This is a genomic window from Caulobacter sp. KR2-114 (assembly GCF_049446115.1).
Lineage (GTDB): Bacteria > Pseudomonadota > Alphaproteobacteria > Caulobacterales > Caulobacteraceae > Acaudatibacter.
Map to the genome: position 1 here is coordinate 301279 of NZ_JBMSEC010000005.1, position 20665 is coordinate 321943.

The window sequence follows — 20665 nt, forward strand, 5'->3', positions numbered from 1 at the left end:
ATTACTCAATGCAGTTGACGGTTGAAAGGCGGATCATCCACTTTCAACGGTAGCGTCTTTCCCGAGCGGTACAAGGGTCTCGACTTCGGATTCGGCTCATGAAGGATAGTCACGGTGGGCTTCATCCGACACCCGACTATGCGCTGGGGCAAGGCCTGGGCGGCCATCGCCGACACGGCCGACAAGGTCAGCACGGGCGCTGATCTGACCGCGATGGGCGCTGGGGCCCTTGCCCTGGCCGGAGCGCCCACCGGTCCGTTCGATGTTCCGGTGGTGGCCGTGGCCGGCGTCGCCGAGCTCGTGAACTTGGGATCGTCTGCTGTCTCGGTGGGGGCTAATCTCCTGGCTGGCCGCCCTCAGCACGCGACCCTTGGCGCGATCGGGATCGCGATTGGTCAAGGATCGGGTGTCGCCTCGAAAGTCCTTCCTGGGGCGGTGAATCTTTCCCGCAAGGGCTTAAGTTTCGTGTTGGGCAAAGGCGTAGATTCGATGTGTGGGTATTAAGCCGTGTTGAGCGTTGGTGTTGCCGCGGCGCTCATCGCGATATGCGAATGGGCTTTCCCGTTCTATTTCCATCTCTATGGGGCGAGGGCCTTTTCATCCACGCGCGAGGAATACTACCAAGCTGTCCGCGCCGGCCGCCCGCGTCGCGTGGTCTTCGCGATCGCGTTCGTCGGGGCGATTGCCGCAGACGCGTTGGTCTGGAAGCAAGAGCCGGTTGTCGAGGTGCTCGCGTTCGCTTCGTTGCTGGCCTACGTCTTCCTGTTCATTTTTGATCTTCTTAAGGGGGCAAAGATGAAACTTCGCGCCGAGCGGGGCTCCGACCGCTAACCCGCCTTGTTGGTTGCGGGCGGGCGGCCGATTGAAGACCGAGGCCTCAGGCGTCTAGCTGTCGAAGCTACGAAGGTTGTCCACCCGGGGGCCGTCTGAACGAAGCTGGGGTTGCGACACACCCACTTCCTCGGAGCTCCCCGGATGAACGTCCATGAGAATGCGAGGCTGACCATCCCCAAGACAGTCATATTTGACTTCGATCTCACGCTCGCGGAATCAAGCTTGGGCACAATCGAGTGCGTGAACTATGCACTTGATCAGATGGCGCTGCCGATGGCCGGTTCAGCTGCGATCCGGGCGACGATCGGCCAAAGCCTCTCAACGACGCTCGCCATGCTTACCAGCCTGACCGACGCGTCACTGATCCGGGCGTTCTCTGACCACTTTGTAGCGCGAGCGGACGCGAAGATGGTCGAACTGACAACGCTATTCCCTGACACGGCCGAAACGGTGCGCGCGCTCAAATCAGCAGGCGTCACGACCGCGATTGTCTCGACCAAATTTCGGTACAGGATCGAGGCGATCCTCGCGCGGGACGGATTGCTCGAAGGCATCGACGCAATCGTCGGCTATGAGGACGTGACAAATCAAAAGCCTCATCCGGAGGGATTGCTGACGGCCCTTGGCCGGTTACACGCCTCCGCTCCCGATAGTCTCTACGTCGGAGATCACCCCATTGACGCGGAGGCCGCGGCGGGAGCCGAAATGCCCTTCGCCGCTGTATTGACCGGCCATGCGACGCGGGTAGATTTCAAGCCGTGGCCGGACACGTCGTTTCTGACCACGCTGAGCGGCCTCAGACAACTTACTTAGGCTCCGGTCTGACCTGCGCTTCGCCACAGGGCTTCATCACGGAGATCGCTCTGCGGTCCTTTCCGGACTGCGGGTTTCGGACATCGCGCGATTGATCGGTTCAAACCGTCGCTGCCGTTGACCGGCGCGGTTGCAGTCGACGAATGTGCACTCAAGCTGGGATTGGCGTCTTCGGAGATCCTATGCGACCTGAAATGATTGCCACAGACTTAGACGGGACCCTGCTCCGATCTGACGGAAGCGTGTCAGGGAGGACCAGAGCGGCCTTGAAGGTGGCGCACGAGGCCGGCGTAGCGATCGCCTTCGTCACCGCCCGGCCCCCAGAGAGCGTTGTGACGTTGTCCGACCAAATGGAGCTGCCGGGCGTCGCGGTCTGCTGCAATGGCGCAGTGATCTACGATCTCGCGCTGCGCCGCGTCCGGGAACATCGCACCTTCCCCGCGCGGTTCGGTCACACGCTGATCACGGAGCTTCGCGAGCGGATACCCGGCCTCGCCTTTGCCGTTCAGAACTTGGGCGACTTTTCCCAGGAGCACCACTTCCCGCCGTATTGGGACGAATGGTACGCCGGGCCGGTGACGCGGGTCCCGTGCGCCCTGGCCCTGGTTGAAGAACCGGTCACGAAGATTATCGCGCACCACCCCTCGCACGACGCCGAACGCCTCGCGGCTCTGGTCGCGACGCACGTTGACGGTAGAGCCCACCTGAGCCACTCCGGCCTGCCGATTGTCGAACTCGCTCCGGCAGGCGTTACCAAAGCCAGCGGATTGGAGGCGCTCTGCACGAGCCTCGGAATCTGCGCGAGCCATGTCGTGGCCTTCGGCGACATGCCCAACGACCTCGAAATGTTGGCCTTTGCCGGTCACTCCGTGGGTGTGGCGAACGCCCATCCCGAGGTCCTCGCCACTGTGAGCGAGATCACCTCGTCGAATGATGAGGACGGTGTGGCAGTGGTGATTGAACGACTGCTTGCCTAGGTCCGCTTCCTGGCTTCCTGATCCATTCCTGCACTTTAGAGCGCCGAAGCGTAGGAATAGTTCTCGGAAGTGACCGGTTCGGCACACCTACGCCAAACTGCGCGCCGGTAGCCGAATTCGCGACGCGACCGCTCGCCCGCACCTGATTGGCCCCCGGTAGCTTCATCTCCCAGCGAGCGCTTCAAATGCCATCACGAAGACTTCTTCCGGATAGTATTCGGGATCGGCGAAATAAGCGGCCATCAGGCCCTCGCCCAACGCCGCCAGCGCCTTGATCAGCGGGACCGCGGGCACTGGCAGCTCTGCCGCTGGGTAGAGGCTGAGCAATTCCCGAGCCGTGCTCTCGATAATCTCGCGGCCCTGAATGGCCAACCGGCGCCTTAGAGCCTCGTGACGGCGGACCTGCAGCTGGAAGGACGCAGCATGAACAGCCGGCGCCCGCTCGCGCGCCGCGGCGAAATAGGCGCGCGCCAGCCGCGCCATGTGTTCTCGAAAGCTGGATCCGGGCAGGTACTCGGGCGTCACCGGCGTCCAGCGTTCGAGCACGACCTCGGCGAACAGGTCGTCGCGATTGGTGAAGTTTCCGTAGATCGCGCCGCGGGTCATGCCGGCCCGGGCGGCGATAGCTTCCAACGTCGCCGCCTCGTACCCGTGATCGCGGATCAAGTCGCCGGCGGCGGTGATAAGTGCCGACCGCGTCCGGTCGCGCTTTCCGCCTCGCCGACGCCGTCCTGTGCCTTCGCTTTCGGTCATTGCGAAAAAATACACGGCATGCATTTTATACACAGTGCATATTATCCTTTGGGCGAACGGGGATCCTCAAAATGTCTTCAATCGAACGGCTAGCGAGCGGCGACGTGCAGGGCGCCTTGGTGCGTCCGGATACGCCCAACGGCTTGGGCGTCATGGTGCTCACCGGCTCTAGCGGCAGGGTCGATCTAGAGCGGGCGGAGCGATTTTCCGCGCTGGGCGCCACGACGCTCGCACTCCGCTGGTGGGGCGGTGAGGGGCAGCCGCCTGGCATCAACCTTGTGCCGCTGGAGACCTTTGTTCGCGGTGTCGACCGCCTACAAGCCGAAGGTTGCGACCGTATCGTGCTTCTCGGCACATCATTCGGCGCCACGGCCGCTCTGCTGGCCGCGGTTCGAGACCCACGCGTGGGACAGGTGATCGCGATCAGTCCGTCGGCCGAGGTGTGGCAAAATAACGGGCCAGGGCTAGACGGTTCCGCGTGGCCGCCCCGTTCGTCCTTCACCTGGGCCGGCACGCCGTTGCCATTCGTGACCTGGGATCCCCGTGCCTGGCCGCCGTTCGGCACGCGCGATCCAATCTTTCGGCCGATGTACGAGCTCAGCCTTCGGACCTTTGCGGACGATCTGCCAGCGGCCGCTATCCCGGTGGAGGATGTCCGGGCCGAGATCATCCTGGTGGCCGGAAAGGCCGACGCACTCTGGCCCTCCGACACTGCGGCGCGCCGGATCATAGAGAGGCTGGAGTTGCACGGACGAACCGCCACCCTGGTCGAGCACCCGGACGCCGGCCACAGCCCGGTCTTCCCGGGCGAGACCCAGCGCCCGGCGCCGCCAGAACGCGCCTGGGGCGGCACACCTGGCGCCGACCGAGAACTTGGCGCCCTTGCATGGGACGTGATCTTGCTTCGACTGCCTGTAGACGGGGGACCTCATGCTTGAAGTCCGGTGCGAGTTCCCCGCTCGCGCCGCTTGGCTGCATGCTTGCGACTGGCTGATTTCCGCACTCTAGAGGACCATGTCGTAGGAATAGTTCTCAGAAGAGACCGGTTCGGCCGACCTACGCCAAAGCGCGACGTGGCTTGCGGGGCTGCGACGGAGCCGCCAAGTGCACGCCAGCGATGTTGGGATGTCGGAAGGTGAGGGACAGCTGCAGTTCAGCTGGTGAGCGGGCGACCAGCCAGGGGCCTTCTCCATCGCCGCCTCGAAGCAAAGACGCGCCTGAACCAAGCTGGCTAGCGTTGGCGAGGCCAGCGCCTGTCGGCCCCGCGCCACCAGTGCGGCGGCTTGTGCTGGTCCCTCGGCAGCGCTGGGCAAAGCCGGCTCCAGCGACGCCTGCCCGGCGACGGCGCGATAGCCGCGCTTTGCGATGGTCTCGATGTAGCGTTGCTCCGGCGTGGCGCGGAGGGCGCGGCGCAGACCGCTGAGGGCGGCGGCCAGGGTGTCGTCGCCGATGGCGCGGTCGCCCCAGGTGGCGGCTGCGATTTCGTCCTTGGCAAGCACGCGTCCGCCAGAGCCTGCAAACAGGAGTAGCAGGTCCATAAGCCGTGGTTCCAGCCGCACGCTTTCGCCTTCGCAGCCTGTAAGCAGGCCGCGCGAGGGATGGACCTCCCAGTCCCCAAAGGTGAACGGCCGCTGGTTGGCGTCGGCGCCCATGTGACAATGCTAAGATGAAAGGTCTGCTGTGTCCCGTCACGGGGAAAGCGTTTTCGGGGCTAGCGAACGCCAGCCAGACCTTCCAAAGCCTAATCCGCGTTCAAAGCCCGAGCAGATGCGGGAAATCGAGCGTTATAGCGCCATAGCGTAGGAATAGTTCTCGGAAGCTACCGGTTCGGCGCGCCAGCGAAATCAATGACTTAAATCATGACCTGGGGGCTTGCACGGAAGAGCGTTGCGCGCGGGGCGTCGTCAGGACGCGCCGCTTTGGCCGGACGAGGTCGAGGCGCGATCCTTCTGTCGTCCCCATGTTCGTCGCCCGTGGACGCTGATCAGGCCAAGACGAGGCCCTTCCCGGCGGTGAATTGCCCCGTCAGGGTCTAAGACTTGGCGGTACGGTGGAAATCATCGCCGGGCGCTCAGGACGACGCCATTGAAGGGAATCGGCGAGCTCGGGCTCGGCAGGCGCGGGCCCAGTAGTCACACGCTTGCTTTCGTACGACCGCGACCAGCCTTCAAGACGCCCGATCATGCGCCGACGCTTCGGCCGCGAGGCGCTCCGGCTCGGTCCTGGCGCCGCGGACAAGCCTGCCGGGCAAGGCGCCCGTGTGGATGCCGTCCCGATAGGTCACCTGGCCGGCGACGATCGTCGCAGCGTATCCGTCGGCCCGTTGCCGCAAGCGCCGCCCGCCAGCCGGGAGATCACGGACGACAGTGGGTGCGTGCAGTTGCAGCCGATCCAGGTCAATGACGTTGACATCGCCCTTGTAGCCGACCGCGAGACGGCCGCGATCATTGAGACCGACCAGTTGCGCGGGTTCCGACGTCAGTGCGCGGATCGCTACCGGCAAGGCGATCTTCCGTTCCGGCCGCGCGTCGCGGACCCAGTCTTGGAGAATGAAGGTCGGATAGCTGGCGTCGCAGATCAGCCCATAGTGAGCACCGCCGTCACCCAGTCCAAGCACGGTGTAGGGGCTCGCCGCCATTTCGCGGACGGCGTCGAGATTGCCATCGCGGTAGTTGGCCGCGGGCATGAAGAAAATCGACCTTCCCTCATTCTCGAGCAGCAGGTCGTAGGCGTATTCCGCAACGCTCAAGCCGCGTTTCTTGGCCTTGCGCTGCATTTGATCTTCGAGATCGGGCTCGTAGTTCGGGGGATCGCCCATCGGTACGGCGAAGCGGAAATTTTCCACCGTCGCGAGGAAGACCGGATTTGCGTCTTCCGGATGCTCGGACAGCAAGCGCGCACGAACCTGCGGGTCGCGCATGGCGCGCACTTTTTCCGCCAACGGAAGCTCCGCGAGGGGGCGAAAGCTAGGGTGAAGCGAGAACGGGTGGAAGGATAGGTCCAGCCCGAAGAGGAAGCCGACAGGTCGCGGGAAGACCTGAGCCGTCATCGAGACGCCTTCGTCGTTCGCCCTCTTCAACAGCGCCAGCGTCTTGCGCCAAGCGTCCGGGTCTCCGGTCGCCATCTGGAGCAGGGAGAATGAAAGCGGACGCTGGGCGGTCTCGGCCAGGCGGCGCATCAGTTCGAACTCCTGCTCCGCGTCTTCGAAGACCTGGGGAATGAGCTGGTACACGCCGGCCCCCGCATCGCGCAGACCGGCGGCGAGGGCCGCCAACTCGGCTTCCTCTGAATGGAGGCTTGGCGCCAGTTCGCCGGCCCGGGTCCGGTGCAAGATGTTGCGCGAGGTTGAAACCCCGATGGCGCCTGCCCTTACGGCTTCGGCCGTGAGCTGGCGCATGGAGGCCAGATCAGCGGCCGTCGGCGGCTCGCGACGCGCGCCGCGCGCGCCCATCACGAAGACGCGGAGCGCCGAATGGGGCAGCTGGGCGGCCACGTCGACATCGAACTCACGCCGCTCGAGCGCATCGAGATATTCCGGGAAAGTCTCCCAGTTCCAAGGCAGGCCCTCGTTCATCACGACTTCAGGAACGTCCTCGACGCCCTCCATCAGCTTCACGAGCATGTCGCGCTCGTCTGGACGGCAGGGCGCGAAGCCGACGCCACAATTGCCGATAACCACAGAGGTGACCCCGTGGTTGGACGAGGGGGCCATCTGCGTTTCCCAGGTCGCCTGGCCGTCGTAGTGGGTGTGAACGTCGATGAACCCCGGCGTGACGATCTTGCCGCGGGCGTCAAGCTCGCTGCGGCCTGTGCCGGGGATCACGCCGATCGCCGCAATACGTCCATCACGGATCGCAAGATCGGCCACCTTGGGATCGCCGCCCAAGCCGTCATGGATCTCTCCACCCCTGACGATCAAATCGAAGTCCGGCATCCGGACGCCTCCCATTGTTCAGCTCCGCCGCCACAGACGGAGCTCTTGCGGCTTCGTCGCTTCGCCAGCGCGTTGTAACCGTCAGCCGCTCCAGCCCGCTGGCGTCGACATCGCCGGCGGCCCACGCTCCTCAGGGCCGTCCGGCCCCGGGGGTCTCCACGCGCGTCGCCTCGATCCGGGCGGTATGGTTCTCAGTGCAAAAGGCCGGGTCGGTGCTCTCCGCCGTGAGGACATAGAGCGTCCGCCGATCGAGGCCGCCCAGCATGCAGGCGATCGCCCGCTGTCTCGTGGCGATCCGTTCGACCACCTCCCCGCCCTCCCGCAACCGCACCACTTCGTTGGAAGCAGGCGACGCGATCCAGATGGCGCCCTCCGCATCCAGGCAGATCCCGTCCGGGAAAGTCCCCTCCGGCACGGCGGCCCAGAGGCGGCGATTGCAGAGCGCGCCGCCGGCCGCGACGTCAAACGCCGTCAGACAACGTCCGCGGCTTTCGGCGACGACGAGAGTCTTGCCATCAGGCGAGATCACCATGCCGTTCGGAAACAGCAGGTCGTCGGCCGCGACGGTTACGGCGCCGCCGGGACTCACCAGGGCAATCGCCGCGGCCCGGACCTCACTGGGCGGATGGAGCGAAAAGCCAAAGTTGCCGACGTACGCATTGCCCCTGTCGTCCACCACCATGTCGTTGGCATAGCCCGTGGCGACAGCGCTCAGGTCGGCGTGCGAAACAAACCGACCGTCCGGCTCGCGCCTCAGCACCTGCTTGTCGTGCATGGAAACCACCAGCATGCGCCCGTCGGGCAGCCAGCCAAGGCCCGACACTGGCCCTGCGAAGGTGGCGATGGTTTCGCAGGCTCCGTCCGGGCGCAGGGCCATCACGCGATTGGCGTGGATGTCGGAGAAGTAGAGGCTGCCCTCCCGCCAGCGGGGCGCTTCGCCGAAGGCCAGGCCCTCAGCCAGGGTTTGGAGCGTGTGGTCCATCGCAAAGCTCGGTGACAGGAGGAATGAGGAAGGGCTAGTAGGCCGCACCGACCGTCGCTGGCGGGCTGTAGTAGTTGGCGTATCGGGCCTTGCAGGCCTCAAAGAGGTCCGAGGCGGAGAGCTCGGTGGTGAAGCGTGCCGGCGACATCCTGGAAAGATCGACGCTGGGCGCGCCGGTGACGATCCACCTCGCCAACTCCTCGCCAAGCGCCGGCGAGATCGACAGGCCGCCGACGTTGCAGCCACCCAGGATGTAGAGGCCCTTCACCCCCGGTGCGGGTCCGACGATGTGCTCGCCGTCGGGGGTCATGGTCGGAAGTCCGCCACGATGTTCGCGCAAGGGGGCGGTCTGGAATATCGGGAATTGCGCTTCGACATCGGCGGCCAGGCGCCGAAGAACATCCAGGTCCAGGGCCAGGTTCTCAATGCGGAAGCCCGGACCTGCCTTGGTGAGATCGACCGGCGTCGGATCCCGCTCATAGCCCCCCAGCATCAGGCCGCCGCGATCAGGCCGCACATAGACATTGGTGTCGATGATCCGGACGATCGGCTGGTTGTTGGACACACCTGGGATCGGCTCGGTCACCATGAGCTGGTGACGCATTGGGACCATCGGCGTCACGGCGCCGGCCATTGCGGCGACCAGGCGGGTCCATCCGCCGGCGGCGTCGACCACGGCGTCGGCGGCGAGTTCACCCTTGTCGGTGACCACCCGCGCCACCGCACCGTCTTCCACCACCAGGCTCAGCACCTGGGTGTCCGGCATGGTCACGGCGCCCAGGGCCTGGCTGGCCCGCGCATAGCCCGTCGGAATCTGCCACGGCTCGAGGAAGACGTCCGTGCGCATGTGCGTGACCGCCAGGACGCCGCTCGTCTGCAGAAATGGCATCCGCTCATGCGCCTCGCCTGGCGAGATGAGGTCGATATCGAAGCCCAGGGACCGACCGTAGGCCGCCGTCTTCTCGAGCTGAACTTTGTGGCGCTCGGTGCGCGCCACGTTCATGCTGCCCGGCTGGTGGTAGGTCATGGGCTGGCCGGTCTCGGCGGTGAAGCGCTGGATCTTCTCCACCGAGCGCCGGGCCAGGGCCGCCATCACCGGGTTGCGCCGCACTTGACCGCTCAGGCCAGCCGCGCGAGGCGAGGTCTGGGAGCCGATCGCCGCCTGGTCGACGAGGGCCACCGACTGCCCGCGCCGCGCCAGGTGGAAGGCGGCGCTGGACCCCAGCGCCCCCGACCCGATCACGACGACATCGAACCGTTGCATGGGCCGGACCCTAGTAACGGTAGTTCAGTTCGATCGCGTACCAGCGCGGCGTACCCCAGACCGGCTGGATGTAGCCAAAGGGGCCGGTCGAGTCGAAGGCGTCGTTGGTATACTTCAGGTTCGACAGGTTCTTGATCGAGCCAGCGACTTCCCAGCGCCCGACCTCGTAGCCAACCCTGATATTCTCAAGCCAGTAGGCGTTCTGGGCGAGGTAAGGGTCGTTGGTGCTGTCGTAGAACTGGTGACCCTTGTAGCTGGCGCTGAATTGGAAATCGACGGTTCCAGGACCCACCGGGACCTTGTAGTCGGCCATCAGGAAGGCCGACACGTGCGGCGAGAACGCCAGTTGCAGCCCCTGCAGAGACGACACCCCCACGCCGGGCACGACGAACCGATCGATCTTGGCGTCCAGCAGGCCGAGGTTGGCCGTGAGGGTCAGGGCCGGGATCGGCTTGGCCGTCAGCTGGAAGTCCGCGCCGACGTTGTGAGCCTTCTGCGCGCTGGTGAGGGAGTTCAGCGGTCCGTTGGGACTCTGGACCAGGGAGAAGACCTGCAGGTTGCTGTAGTCGGTGTAGAAGACCGACGCATTGGCCACCAGGCGATGGTCGAACCAGCTGGTCTTCAGCCCGATCTCATAGGCCACGTCCGTCTCGGGGCCGATGGGCTTGAGCTGGAACAGCGCCTGGACCGGGTCGGTGCTGAGAAAGCCGCCGTTGAAGTCGCCGCTCTTGAAGCCCGTGGCGATGCTGGCGTAGGCCAGGACGTCGCTGGTGAGACTGTAGTCCGCGGCGACCCGCCAGGAGAAGTTGGAGTTGTTGAGCGCCGGAATGACGGCGCCGGGCGGCAGCAGCGACACGGCCGGACCGAAGTGATCCATGCCGCCTTCCTGGACCTGGATGGTCCCGGCGTACTCGAAGGTCCGGTGTTCGTGGGTGAAGCGTCCGCCGAGGATGAACTTCAGCTTGTCGGTGACGTTGTATTCGCCCTGGCCGAATGCGGCGATGGCGTCGGTGACCTGGTGACTGGTGTCGGTCTGGCGGTTGACGAACCCGTCGCCTGAGCCCGGCCCGTAGAACAGGTCGTAGTCCAGAAGGAATTCCAGCGGCTGGTTTTGCCGCAGGTCCTCGTGCAGGTAGTATAGGCCGCCGGTCCAGTTGTACTTCGCTTCGGTGTGCGCCACCCGGAACTCCTGGGTGACCGTGTTGTTCTTCACGCCCCAGTTGATCTCCAGCTCGCGATAGGGAGACGAGTCGGTATCCTCCGGCTCGATCTTGTCGTTGTGCTCGAAGGCGGTGATCGAGGTCACGGTCAGGTAGCCCGGCAACCAGTCGATCCGCGCGCTGGCGTTGATGCTGTTGACCTTCAGGTGGGCCTGCTTGTTGAAACCGCCGGAGTAGTAGCTCTTGGGCTGGGTGTAGCCAAAGAGGTCGACACACTTGTCGGCCATGGTGTCGGCCACAGAGCAAAGAACGGGACTCGCCAGGCCCTGGGTTCCGGGGACGAAATCCCCATAGTGGCCGTACTGGGCGGGACGGGTGTCGATCTGGCCGCCATTGACGTTGAAGAGGAACTTCAGGTCGTCGCGCGGCTTCCAAAGCAACTGGCCACGGAGCGCCCAGTCGTTGGCGCCGTTCTCGTGCTGGCCGGTGAGGGTGTTGAAGGCGTAGCCGTCCGAATTGTCCTTCAGGAACGAGATGCGTCCGTCGAGACCGGGGGCAATGGGCCCGCCAACGGCCGCCTCGATGTTGAAGGTGTTGAACGAACTGTAGCTGAAGTGACCCATGGCGCTGAAGGTGTCGCTGGGCTTGACGCTGACATAGTTGATCGCGCCGCCGCTGGTGTTGCGCCCGTACAGGGTGCCCTGCGGCCCCTTGAGCACCTCGACCCGTTCGAGGTCGAAGGTCGAGAACGTCTGTGCGGCCGGTGAACTCAGGTAGACGTCGTCCACATAGACGGCGATCGGCCCGGCGTTGTTGGTGTTCTCGTCGTTGATGCCGATGCCGCGGATGGTGATGATCGGCTGGTTGCCGGCGCCCTGGGACAGGGCGATGTTCACGTTCGGCGTGACGAGACCGATATCGGTGCTGGTCTGGATGCCGAGCTTTCGAATGTCCCGTGCGGAGAAGGCGTTGATCGAGATCGGCACCTTCTGAATGTTTTCACTGCGGTGCTGTGCGGTGACGACCAGCTCGCCGAGGACCGGCGTGGCCCCCGCCTCCTCCGCCCGAACAGCGGTCGCCGCCATGAGGGCCGCCCCAAGACTCGTAACGCAGACCGAAACCTTCAGACGTGTGACCAAGGTCATTGCGCGCCCCCTCATTCTTCATCGCAGACGTGACAATAGCAAAAACTATATGCGTCGCAATGGTAAAAGTGAGGATCGGGAGGCCGCAGCAGAATCGCTACGCGGCCTCAAATTGTCAGGGAGCCGGCGGCGGAGGTGCGGCGGCTGGCGACGGCACATCTTTCCGTCTAAAATCAGCTGGTTGTGCCGGAACGTCGGGCCAAAACCCCACATCCAAGCGACAGCCGCACCCGCGACAGCGTGCTGGATCGTCCCCCGCCGGCCACAAGTGTCGTATAGCATGAACTATATAATCGACGACGATATCCGAGTTTTCGCGCGCCTGGCCCTGGCGCCGGCAGTCGAGCGCCCATCGCCTAGAGGCCGCCGAACCTGGGCGCGCCTGAACGCGGCGGCGCCAGGGAGGCCGCAGCCGCGCGGACCTAGGCGTCGTAGCCAGGCAGGCGCCGGTCCAGGCGCCGAAGCGCGCCGGGCCAGGCCAGGCTGGCCAGCTTCTCGCGCCCACGGGCGACCTGCGCCCGCACCGCCGCGCGGGCTGCGTCGGGCGCCAGCAACAGGCCATCGCGGCCGGCGGACAGCGCGCGAACCTGCTGATCGCAGGCTTGTTCCAGATAGTACATGTTCAACCAGCACTCGGCCGCGGTGGCGCCCACGGCGAGCGTGCCGTGGTTGCGCAGGATCATGGCGACCCTGTCCCCAAGGTCAGCGACCAGACGCTCGCGTTCGCTCAGATCCAGGGCGATCCCTTCGTAGTCGTGGTAGGCGAGCCTCGGCAGGATGATGAGGGCGTGCTGACTCAGCGGCAGGAGGCCATCGGCCTGGCAGGCCACGGCGACGCCGGAGCGAGAGTGCAGGTGCATCACGAACCGCGCTTCCGGCCGCGCGGCATGCACGGCTGAGTGGATGGTGAAGCCGGCCGGGTTGATGAGCCCGTCGCCCTCGATCACCCGACCGTCCAGGTCGATCTTCACGAGCGCTGAGGCCGTCATCTCCTCGAAGAACACACCGTAGGGGTTGATCAGGAAATGATGGTCCGCCCCCGGGATGCGTGCGGAGATGTGGGTGAAGATCATGTCGTCCCAGCCGTGCAGGGCGACCAGCCGATAGAGGGCCGCGAGGTCCACGCGGGCCTGCCATTCGGTTGCTGAGCATGCGCCGGCCCGCGGGGGCGGCGCTGCGGGGAAGGCCGGGATCATCAGTCTCGTCTTTCATGCAAGGCGTCGAGCGCTACGATATAGCATAAACTAGACCGCGACAACCAGCGCACTGGTTCAACGAATGGACGAGACGGCATAGCGTGACCGCGACGGATGGGCCTTCGCGGCTTCCCGGCAAGCCTCGCGCGGCGTTCGCGGCGCCCCGCGCGCGGCGCACTCATGTATAGTCTTTACTATTTTTCCTCGCGATGAAATGGTGGCTTCCGTTCAGGAACCTCAAGGAGACGGCCATGACGTTCTTCCTTTCACAGCCGGCTGGCGCGGCGATCGCGCCGTGGGAGAAGGGCGCGCCGGGCTCCGGCGCCACCGTTGCGCTCGGGGACGTCGGAGCCCAGGGCTGGAACGTGCTGGCTGAAGACCTGCCGCTCCCCGCGGCGATCCTCAAGGACAGCGCCCTGCGCCACAACAGCCGCTGGATGCGGGCGTTCCTGGCCGGTTCCGGGGTGCAGATCGCGCCGCACGGCAAGACCACCATGAGCCCCGAGTTGTTCCGGCTGCAGATCGAGGACGGCGCCTGGGGCATCACCCTGTCGACGCCGCATCAGGTGCGGGTGGCCCGCGCCTTTGGCCATTCCAGGATATTCCTGGCCAACCAGCTCATCGGAAGGGCGGGGATCGCCTACATCGTCGCGGAGCTCAAACGGGACCCTGGCTTCGAGTTCTACTGCCTTGTGGACAGCGTCCAGAACGTCGACCAGATCGCCGCGGCCGCGGCCGCGGCGGACCTTGGCCGCCCCGTCCGCGTCCTCGTCGAGCTTGGGTTCGACGGGGGCCGAACGGGTTGCCGGTCTTTGGAAGAGGCGCTGGTCGTCGCGCGGGCCGTCAGGGCCACGTCGGGCCTCGTGGCCCTGGCTGGCGTCGAAGGCTTCGAAGGCATCATCCGGGGACCGAGCGTCGAAGAGACCTTGGCGCGGGTGACCACCTTCCTGGACGAGATGGCCGCCCTCGCCTACCGCTGCGAGGCGGAGCGCCTGTTTGCGCCCGGAACCGTTGTGTTCAGCGCCGGCGGTTCAGCCTTCTTCGACCTGGTGGCCGCCAAGCTCGGCGCCATCCGCCTGGCCCAGGAGAGCATGGTGCTCCTGCGCAGCGGCTGTTACCTCACCCATGACTCGGTGATGTACACCAAGCTGTTCGCGTTGCTGGCCCAGCGGGATCAGGCCCTGGCGTCCAGCCACGGCGGCCTCGTTCCGGCGCTCGAGGTCTGGGCCTATGTCCAGTCCGTGCCCGAGCCCGGGCGAGTCATTGTGGCGCTGGGCAAGCGCGACGTCTCCTACGACGACCCGCCGGTGGCCCTGGCCTGGTTTCGGCCGGGCGCGGGGATGGCCGGACCGGAGCCCGCCCCGCAGGACCATCGGGTCACCCAACTGAACGATCAGCATGCCTACCTGTCCACGCCGCCGGACACGCCCTGGCGGGTCGGCGACATGGTCGGCTTCGGCATCTCCCACCCCTGCCTGACCTTCGACAAGTGGCGGGTGCTCCACGTGGTGGATGACGCCTACGGCGTCACCGGAGCGGTGCGGACCTACTTCTGAACCCACGCGGGACCATGCGGGGACCACGCGGCCCCGGCAGCTCGCACCAGCGCTTAAGTATGTACTTAAATAGGAAAAGACCTTGAGCAATCCTCTCAAAGCCCGGCTCATGGCCGGCAAGACCTGCGTGAATGCATGGTCGACGCTGCCCTCCACCTTCGTCGCCGAGGCCCTGGCCCAGGCGGGCTGGGACAGCGTCACCATCGACATCCAGCACGGCCTGCACGACTATACCTCGGCGGTCGCCTGCATCCAGGCCATGCAGGCTCACCCGGTGACGCCGCTCGTTCGGGTTCCTTGGAATGAGCCTGGGATCATCGGCAAGATGCTCGACGCCGGCGCGTGGGGATTGATCTGCCCGATGGTCAACAATGCGGCGGACGCCCAGGCCCTTGCGCGGGCCTGCTTCTACCCACCGCTCGGACAGAGATCCAACGGGCCGATCCGGGCGGCGGCGTACGGCGGCCAGACCCCCTACCAGCAGATCGCCAACGGCGAGGTCCTGATCCTTCCTCAGGTCGAGACCCAGGAAGCGGTCGACAACATCGACGCCATTCTCGATACGCCCGGGCTGAGCGGGATCTATGTCGGGCCGGGAGACCTTGGCCTGTCTCTTGGCCTCCCGCCGATCCTGGACCGGGAAGAGCCGCAGATCCTGAAGATCTACGAGATGCTCATCGAGCGGGTCAGCCAGCGGGGATTGGTTGCGGGCATCCAGAACGCCACGCCGGCCTATGCCGCGCGGATGGCGAACATGGGGTTTGGGCTGGTGACCGTGGCCAGCGACCTGGGTCTGCTGGCGCGGTCCTCGCGCGAGGCGGTCCTGGCGACCCGCCAGGCCACCGGCGCGGGCGCGAACTGACGCTTGGACTGTCGAAGATACGGGATGGCGTCGCCATAGGCGCCATCCCGCCGCGCCTAGACGGCGACGATCATCTCGATTTCGACGGTAATCTGGCCTGGCAGCGATCCCATGCCGACGGCGGACCTCGCGTGGCGGCCGATCTCCTCGCCAAACACGGCGATCATGAGGTCCGAGCAGCCGTTGATCACCTGCGGATGGGCCGAGAAGCCGGGGTCGGCATTGACCATCCCCAGGAGCTTCACGACGCGGCGCACGGCGCTGAGGGAGCCCAGCTCGGCTTCCAGGACCGCCAGGAGGTTGAGGCCGGTGATGCGCGCGTGCTGATAGGCCGCCTCGAGCGTGACCTCTGAACCGACCTTTCCCACATGACGGACGCCGCCGGGTTCGACGGGCCCCTGCCCGGAGAGGAAGACCAGGTTTCCCTCCCGAACAGCAGGCAGGAAGTTGGCCACGGGCCTTGGCGGCGGCGGCAGCACAAGGCCCAGCGCCTTCAGCCGGTCATAGGCCGAAGCCGCGCCCTGATCGGGGGACATCATCGCCCGGACCCTCAGGCGCCGGCGGCGCGGCGGGCCTGCAGGTTGGCGAAGCCGACGGCCTCGCCGCGCTCCACCATCTTGCGCAAGGCGCGTGGGTTGGTGCCCAGGAGCCGCACGGTCCGACCACGCTCGGGCGGCATGAAGACCTCCAGCGCCTTCTTGTCCATGGCGTCCAGCACGACGCCGCCCACGAACTCGGCGGTCACCGAGGGCGAGGCGAAGGCCAGGTTCACCTCGTCGCTGCGGGCCTCTTCCTCAAGCATCGGCGTTTCGGTGGAGGTGGGGTGGATGATCGTGAAGGCGAGCTTCGAGTCGCGCTCCTCGATCGCCAGGGCATGGTGGAAGGCGCGCAGGGCGTGCTTGGCCGCGGCGTAGCTGGCGATCCCGGGGAACGGCAGGAAGGCGGTCATGCTGCAGACCGTGACGAAGTGGCCGGATTTCTGCCGCTTGAAGCGCGGCAGGGCGTTGAGCATCCCTTTCACCGGGCCCATGAAGTTCACATCCATGGTCCGCTGATGGTCGGCGATCGCGACGTTCTCGGCCCGGCCGGCGCACACGATGGCCGCGTTGTTCACCAGAACATCCAGGCCGCCGAACCGCGACCAGGTCTCGTCCAGCGCGCGGTCCCACTGCGCCTCGGAGGTAATGTCCAGGGCCATGGGCAAGGCGCCCTCGCCGATCGCCGCCGCAACGGCCTGGGCGCCAGCGAAATTGATGTCGGCCACCACGACCCTGTGTCCGCGTTCGACGGCGAGTTTGGCGGCGGCCGCGCCGATACCGCTGGCGGCGCCAGTGATGAACAGGGTCTTGGATCTCGTCTTCGTCACGTCTTACTCCAGGCGATCACGATCGGCCGCGTCGCGCGGCCAATCCATTCATCTCCAGTCGGCGGAGATCGGTACACATGCTGGCTTTGGCCCAGCGTCCATGCGGGCCTGGGGCTGGCGGCATACCGCCGGCGCACGCGCACACGCGCGACAAGCCGTCGATAGACAAGGACCAGGATCAATACCGCGCACGCTGCCGAGGCGCCCCAGGGCCGACAGGGCGACTATGGCCGACGGATCGTCATATAGCAATAGCTATACGTTCGGAAGATCCGTTCCTTCCAGGAGGGAGCGGCCTAGCAGCCTGGCCGCCTCCTTGAAGAGCGCGTCGTGCGGCAGGCGGTCCTCTTCGAGGGCCAGCTCATCGACCACCCAGCCGAACTCGGCGCGAACGCGCAGGCGGTACCACAGCAGCTGCGGGTCCATCTGGGGAAATACGCGGCTGTAGAACTCGAACAGCCGGTCGGTGTTCATCCGCTGCGACTCCAGACGCACGTGCGCCAGGTTCGGCAGAGCGCGCAGCGCCCGCATGGTCCAGAGGGCGCCAGGCTCGTTGGCGACGATTCCGGCCGCGATGCGAAACCACTCTTCAAGGGACTCGGCCTGGCGATCGAGGTTCGACCAGGTGCCCCCCTCGAACAGCCAGACGGCATAGGCGTCGTTCTGCTTCTTCAACAGGCGTTGCGCCAGAACCTCCAGGATCTCGTACTTGTCCGTGAAGTACCGGTAGAAGGCCGGCGGCGTCATGCCGACCTTGGCGCTGATCGCATTGGTGGTCAGCTTCTCGAAGCCGACTTCACCGAGCAGCTCCCCGGCCGCACGCACCAGCTTTTCATAGGTCTCAGGGTTGCCGCCGGGGGCGGGCGTGCGGCGGTCGCTGGACGTCTTGGTCGCCGCCGCCGCGCGGGCGCGCTTCTTCACGGCTTTGGATTTTGCGGGGTTCACGAGCTTACTTGGTTGCGCCATGTCCCCGCGGATCGGGATCGGTTGGTGGATATTGCAAGGCTAGCTACAGGCGCCCGTCCATTCAAGCGCGGCTCTGCGCTTCTGACGGTGTCGTCGGCGGCCGGAGGGCGCCCGGCCCGCTTCGGGGTCTGGTCTTCCGCGGGCGGTGGCGAGCCGCCGCCAAGATTCGGCTTGCTCATGGCGCTCCGATCCCGCCCCCGAGCTCAGGCCCGGAGCGCATCTCCGGGCAAGGGCTCAAAGGACCCTGCTTGACAGCTCAATTTAGATAGTAATCACTATACGCATGTCAAGAACGGGCCGTGCCGAGATAGGTCAGCTGGCGCGGGCCGTCCGGGCTCGGCGTGCGGGAGCAAAGTAGATGGAACTGACCTTCGATCGCGCGGACGAGGCGGCGTCGGACGATCGATGGATCGGAGCGCGGCCCTCGCCCCTGGCCATCGCCGCCCTGCTGGCGACAGGCGTCGTGGGCATGGAGATCGCTGGCGTGCAGCCGGTCTTGCTGGGCGCCCTGGTGGCCGAGCATCGCCTGACGGCCGCCGGCCTTGGCTGGGCGACGACGGCGGAGTTCCTGACCCTCGGCGTGGGCATCAGCCTCGCCGGCGCGTTCCTGAAGCCGCAGCGCCTGAAGCTGCTGGCGGCGCTGGCGGCGGTCGGTGTGCTCGTGGCAGACCTGCTGGCCATCGGGCAGTCCGGAGCGGCGATCATCATCAACCGCGGCCTCTGCGGCTTTGGTGAAGGCCTGATGGTCTGGCTTTCAGTCTGCATGATCGCCCGCTCCTCGACGCCGGCGCGGTGGTCGGGCATCTTCCTGACGTTGCAAGGCATCGCTCAACTGGCGTTCACCGCCATCCTGCCCCTCACCCTCATGGACCGCTACGGCGCCAACGGCGGCTTTGCCGTACTCGCCGGGACGGCGGCCCTCGCCCTGGTCGCGGCGCCCTTCATCCCATCATCCTTTGTGGACCTGCCCGGCAACGACCAACGAGGGGTGAGCGCCGTCTTCGCTTCGCCCCGGGCCCTGGGAAGCCTGGTGTCGGTGTTCCTTGTGGCCGCCTTCTCGATCGGCCTGTTCGCCTATATGGCCCCGCTTGCCGAGCAGGCGCACCTGGATCCGAAGGTTCTCGGGTTCGCCGTATCAGGTGTGCTCGCGACCTCGATCGTCGGGTCCACAGCGGCGGCCGCCGCCGCCAAGCGGATATCCTACTACCCGGTCTTCCTGGCTTGCGCCGTGGTCAATGTGGTTGTCCTGGCGCTTCTGGCCGCCCCCCACGGGGCGGTGGTGTTCATCGCCGCCACAGGAGTGTTTGGCTTCTTCTGGCTATTCTTCCTGCCGTTCCAGCTGCCCCTGGCCATCGAGGCTGACCCGTCCCGGCGCATCGCGGTTGTGCTCCCCGGCGCGCAACTGTTCGGCGGCGCCGCCGGCCCCTTCCTCTGCTCCCTGTTCGTGACGGACACCGACGCCCACGGCGCGTTGCTGGTCTGCGGCGTCTGCTTCCTTGTCGCCTTTGGCCTGTCGACCGTTCTGCACATGAGCCATCGCCGCGCCGCGCGGGCAGAGGCTGCGCTGGCGCGCGGCTAGGCATCCGCGGCGCGGGCTCGGCCCGGCGCCGCGCCCACCAATGACCCACGTATCCAGACCTTCACCTGGTGACCGAGGACAGCCTGGAGGGCGTACAGGCCCACGTGGACGTCAAGCTCACCGCCCAGGCTGAAACACTCTAGCGCGGAGGACGCCGCCGACCATGACCACACCTTCGACGACCGCCGCAGCCGCTACGGGACTGGCTGGCGTCCGAGCCCTCTCCCACGTTGCTCTGGAAGTGAGCGACCTTGAGGCGTCCATCGCCTTCTACGAGGCGGTCCTGGGTTTCGAGATCTTTCAGGACTCACGCATGGGCGTGGGCCAACCCAACGTGAAGGGCGTCATTGCCGGCCTGGGCTTCGAGCTGGCGCAATCGCCTACCCCTCGCCAGGGCGCGGCCGACCGCCGGTCCCCTTGCAGCCTCGGCATTCCCTGTCTCTCCTTCACTGTGGCCGACGCCGCGGGTGTCTTTGCAAGGTTGAAGGCCGGGGGTTGGGTGGATGCGGCAGCCCCAACCGAGTTCAAGGGGGCGAAATTCTTCTTCGCCTTTGATCCAGACGGACACCCCTTCGAGCTGATTGAATTTCCGAAGGGGATCGAAACCTTGGCGGATATCCGCCTTCGGAATCGGTGAGCAATGTCGATGCGTGTCGTCTCCAGATGACGCGCAGACGAAGTCGCCATTTCATGGGCGAACGACGGGCTCAGTGCGATCGCCAGGATTTCGCGAGCCGCCAGTTGTCTTGATGACCCGTTCGCTTCGGAACCAGCGGCGGGTTGCGCGATCCGAGCGCGCCCGGCTGTCCGGGAGGCGGCGCCCTAGCTAGTCCCCCAGCGACCGCAGCAGCGCCTCGATCTCGCGGCGGCGGGCGCGGACGTCCTTCAGGTGCTGGTCGAGGGCGGCGAGCTTGGCGCGCAGGGCCCTGGCCAGGGCGTCGTGCGAGGGGAAGTTCGGCGCGGCCTCCGCCAGGGCGGCGCGGATCTCGGCCAGGGAGAAGCCCAGGCGCTGGGAGGTGTCGATCAGGCCGAGCCGCTTCACCGCCGTTTGCGGATATTCGCGATAGCCGTTCAGGCCGCGGCCGGCCGGCGGCAACACGCCGTTGCGCTCGTAGAAGCGGATGCGGGAGGGCGCCACCCCGGTCAGCCGCGACAGTTCCCCGATGCGCATCGACCCCGTCTGGCGCGGCGCGCACTCCGCCTCGACCATGCTGTCCTCCAAACCCGCTTGACCTTGAACCTAGGTTCAAAGTGTAGCCTGAGGTCAGCGAAGGGGAG

20 protein-coding genes are annotated in these 20665 nt (G+C 66.0%); 9 read left to right on the forward strand and 11 right to left on the reverse strand.

Translation table 11 applies throughout. The annotated features are described in order from the left end of the window. Window positions 1-114 precede the first annotated feature (114 nt). The 4 genes from ACO2Q3_RS19100 to ACO2Q3_RS19115 all read left to right on the forward strand — a co-directional run bounded on the left by ACO2Q3_RS19100 (window position 115) and on the right by ACO2Q3_RS19115 (window position 2624). On the forward strand, window positions 115-504 hold the full coding sequence (locus ACO2Q3_RS19100; protein WP_423309462.1) for a hypothetical protein: 390 nt from the start codon (window positions 115-117) through the stop codon (window positions 502-504). Window positions 505-510: 6 nt separating this feature from the next. Further along, window positions 511-831, forward strand: coding sequence for a hypothetical protein (locus tag ACO2Q3_RS19105; RefSeq protein ID WP_423309464.1), 321 nt, complete (start codon window positions 511-513; stop codon window positions 829-831). A 144-nt stretch (window positions 832-975) separates the two neighbouring features. Further along, window positions 976-1647, forward strand: coding sequence for an HAD family hydrolase (locus ACO2Q3_RS19110; protein WP_423309466.1), 672 nt, complete (start codon window positions 976-978; stop codon window positions 1645-1647). Between the two features lie 194 nt (window positions 1648-1841). Continuing rightward, complete coding sequence (locus ACO2Q3_RS19115) at window positions 1842-2624, forward strand: HAD family hydrolase (RefSeq protein WP_423309736.1); 783 nt, start codon at window positions 1842-1844, stop codon at window positions 2622-2624. Window positions 2625-2786: 162 nt separating this feature from the next. Here ACO2Q3_RS19115 and ACO2Q3_RS19120 read toward each other — a convergent pair whose 3' ends face one another. Beyond that, the gene (locus ACO2Q3_RS19120; RefSeq protein ID WP_423309468.1) at window positions 2787-3377 is read right to left on the reverse strand and encodes a TetR/AcrR family transcriptional regulator; all 591 of its coding nucleotides are present in this window, start codon (window positions 3375-3377) and stop codon (window positions 2787-2789) included. Between the two features lie 71 nt (window positions 3378-3448). Between ACO2Q3_RS19120 and ACO2Q3_RS19125 the strand changes: the two genes are divergently transcribed. Beyond that, window positions 3449-4315 (forward strand): alpha/beta fold hydrolase, encoded by an 867-nt coding sequence (locus ACO2Q3_RS19125; protein ID WP_423309470.1) that lies wholly within the window; start codon window positions 3449-3451, stop codon window positions 4313-4315. A 66-nt stretch (window positions 4316-4381) separates the two neighbouring features. Here the strand turns inward: ACO2Q3_RS19125 and ACO2Q3_RS19130 are convergent, their stop codons facing one another. The 6 genes from ACO2Q3_RS19130 to ACO2Q3_RS19155 form a co-directional block, all read right to left on the reverse strand. Then, the gene (locus tag ACO2Q3_RS19130; RefSeq protein ID WP_423309472.1) at window positions 4382-5029 is read right to left on the reverse strand and encodes a winged helix-turn-helix domain-containing protein; all 648 of its coding nucleotides are present in this window, start codon (window positions 5027-5029) and stop codon (window positions 4382-4384) included. A gap of 515 nt (window positions 5030-5544) precedes the next feature. Then, a complete protein-coding gene (locus tag ACO2Q3_RS19135; protein WP_423309474.1) occupies window positions 5545-7311 on the reverse strand; it encodes an N-acyl-D-amino-acid deacylase family protein in 1767 nt (588 codons plus the stop codon). Between the two features lie 130 nt (window positions 7312-7441). Then, the gene (locus ACO2Q3_RS19140) at window positions 7442-8293 is read right to left on the reverse strand and encodes an SMP-30/gluconolactonase/LRE family protein (protein WP_423309476.1); all 852 of its coding nucleotides are present in this window, start codon (window positions 8291-8293) and stop codon (window positions 7442-7444) included. Window positions 8294-8327: 34 nt separating this feature from the next. Then, on the reverse strand, window positions 8328-9557 hold the full coding sequence (locus ACO2Q3_RS19145; protein ID WP_423309478.1) for an NAD(P)/FAD-dependent oxidoreductase: 1230 nt from the start codon (window positions 9555-9557) through the stop codon (window positions 8328-8330). A 10-nt stretch (window positions 9558-9567) separates the two neighbouring features. After that, on the reverse strand, window positions 9568-11802 hold the full coding sequence (locus tag ACO2Q3_RS19150) for a TonB-dependent receptor (protein ID WP_423309479.1): 2235 nt from the start codon (window positions 11800-11802) through the stop codon (window positions 9568-9570). Window positions 11803-12284: 482 nt separating this feature from the next. Beyond that, window positions 12285-13058, reverse strand: a complete 774-nt coding sequence (locus tag ACO2Q3_RS19155) for a class II aldolase/adducin family protein (RefSeq protein ID WP_423309481.1) — start codon at window positions 13056-13058, stop codon at window positions 12285-12287. A 251-nt stretch (window positions 13059-13309) separates the two neighbouring features. Between ACO2Q3_RS19155 and ACO2Q3_RS19160 the strand changes: the two genes are divergently transcribed. Then, entirely contained in the window at window positions 13310-14614 is a 1305-nt protein-coding gene (locus tag ACO2Q3_RS19160) for an amino acid deaminase (RefSeq protein WP_423309483.1), read from the forward strand. A gap of 82 nt (window positions 14615-14696) precedes the next feature. After that, on the forward strand, window positions 14697-15476 hold the full coding sequence (locus tag ACO2Q3_RS19165) for an HpcH/HpaI aldolase family protein (RefSeq protein WP_423309484.1): 780 nt from the start codon (window positions 14697-14699) through the stop codon (window positions 15474-15476). A 56-nt stretch (window positions 15477-15532) separates the two neighbouring features. Here the strand turns inward: ACO2Q3_RS19165 and ACO2Q3_RS19170 are convergent, their stop codons facing one another. From ACO2Q3_RS19170 to ACO2Q3_RS19180, 3 genes are all read right to left on the reverse strand, one after another. After that, complete coding sequence (locus ACO2Q3_RS19170) at window positions 15533-16012, reverse strand: RidA family protein (RefSeq protein WP_423309486.1); 480 nt, start codon at window positions 16010-16012, stop codon at window positions 15533-15535. Between the two features lie 14 nt (window positions 16013-16026). After that, the gene (locus ACO2Q3_RS19175) at window positions 16027-16842 is read right to left on the reverse strand and encodes an SDR family NAD(P)-dependent oxidoreductase (RefSeq protein ID WP_423309488.1); all 816 of its coding nucleotides are present in this window, start codon (window positions 16840-16842) and stop codon (window positions 16027-16029) included. A gap of 255 nt (window positions 16843-17097) precedes the next feature. After that, complete coding sequence (locus ACO2Q3_RS19180; protein WP_423309490.1) at window positions 17098-17763, reverse strand: TetR/AcrR family transcriptional regulator; 666 nt, start codon at window positions 17761-17763, stop codon at window positions 17098-17100. A gap of 403 nt (window positions 17764-18166) precedes the next feature. On the opposite strand from ACO2Q3_RS19180, the gene ACO2Q3_RS19185 reads away from it, so the two are divergent. Next, on the forward strand, window positions 18167-19387 hold the full coding sequence (locus ACO2Q3_RS19185) for an MFS transporter (protein WP_423309491.1): 1221 nt from the start codon (window positions 18167-18169) through the stop codon (window positions 19385-19387). Window positions 19388-19550: 163 nt separating this feature from the next. Continuing rightward, window positions 19551-20024, forward strand: a complete 474-nt coding sequence (locus tag ACO2Q3_RS19190; RefSeq protein WP_423309493.1) for a VOC family protein — start codon at window positions 19551-19553, stop codon at window positions 20022-20024. 189 nt (window positions 20025-20213) lie between these two features. Here the strand turns inward: ACO2Q3_RS19190 and ACO2Q3_RS19195 are convergent, their stop codons facing one another. Further along, a complete protein-coding gene (locus ACO2Q3_RS19195; protein WP_423309495.1) occupies window positions 20214-20597 on the reverse strand; it encodes a MerR family transcriptional regulator in 384 nt (127 codons plus the stop codon). Window positions 20598-20665 lie beyond the last annotated feature (68 nt).

Coding starts and splice junctions, on each gene's coding strand:
- ACO2Q3_RS19125 (WP_423309470.1), top strand. CDS start 3,449: ATGTCTTCAATCGAACGGCTAGCGAGCGGCGACGTGCAGGGCGCCTTG.
- ACO2Q3_RS19155 (WP_423309481.1), bottom strand. CDS start 13,058: ATGATCCCGGCCTTCCCCGCAGCGCCGCCCCCGCGGGCCGGCGCATGC.
- ACO2Q3_RS19135 (WP_423309474.1), bottom strand. CDS start 7,311: ATGCCGGACTTCGATTTGATCGTCAGGGGTGGAGAGATCCATGACGGC.
- ACO2Q3_RS19120 (WP_423309468.1), bottom strand. CDS start 3,377: ATGACCGAAAGCGAAGGCACAGGACGGCGTCGGCGAGGCGGAAAGCGC.
- ACO2Q3_RS19130 (WP_423309472.1), bottom strand. CDS start 5,029: ATGGGCGCCGACGCCAACCAGCGGCCGTTCACCTTTGGGGACTGGGAG.
- ACO2Q3_RS19140 (WP_423309476.1), bottom strand. CDS start 8,293: ATGGACCACACGCTCCAAACCCTGGCTGAGGGCCTGGCCTTCGGCGAA.
- ACO2Q3_RS19190 (WP_423309493.1), top strand. CDS start 19,551: ATGACCACACCTTCGACGACCGCCGCAGCCGCTACGGGACTGGCTGGC.
- ACO2Q3_RS19195 (WP_423309495.1), bottom strand. CDS start 20,597: ATGGTCGAGGCGGAGTGCGCGCCGCGCCAGACGGGGTCGATGCGCATC.
- ACO2Q3_RS19160 (WP_423309483.1), top strand. CDS start 13,310: ATGACGTTCTTCCTTTCACAGCCGGCTGGCGCGGCGATCGCGCCGTGG.
- ACO2Q3_RS19150 (WP_423309479.1), bottom strand. CDS start 11,802: ATGGCGGCGACCGCTGTTCGGGCGGAGGAGGCGGGGGCCACGCCGGTC.
- ACO2Q3_RS19185 (WP_423309491.1), top strand. CDS start 18,167: ATGGAACTGACCTTCGATCGCGCGGACGAGGCGGCGTCGGACGATCGA.
- ACO2Q3_RS19110 (WP_423309466.1), top strand. CDS start 976: ATGAACGTCCATGAGAATGCGAGGCTGACCATCCCCAAGACAGTCATA.
- ACO2Q3_RS19145 (WP_423309478.1), bottom strand. CDS start 9,557: ATGCAACGGTTCGATGTCGTCGTGATCGGGTCGGGGGCGCTGGGGTCC.
- ACO2Q3_RS19170 (WP_423309486.1), bottom strand. CDS start 16,012: ATGTCCCCCGATCAGGGCGCGGCTTCGGCCTATGACCGGCTGAAGGCG.
- ACO2Q3_RS19115 (WP_423309736.1), top strand. CDS start 1,842: ATGATTGCCACAGACTTAGACGGGACCCTGCTCCGATCTGACGGAAGC.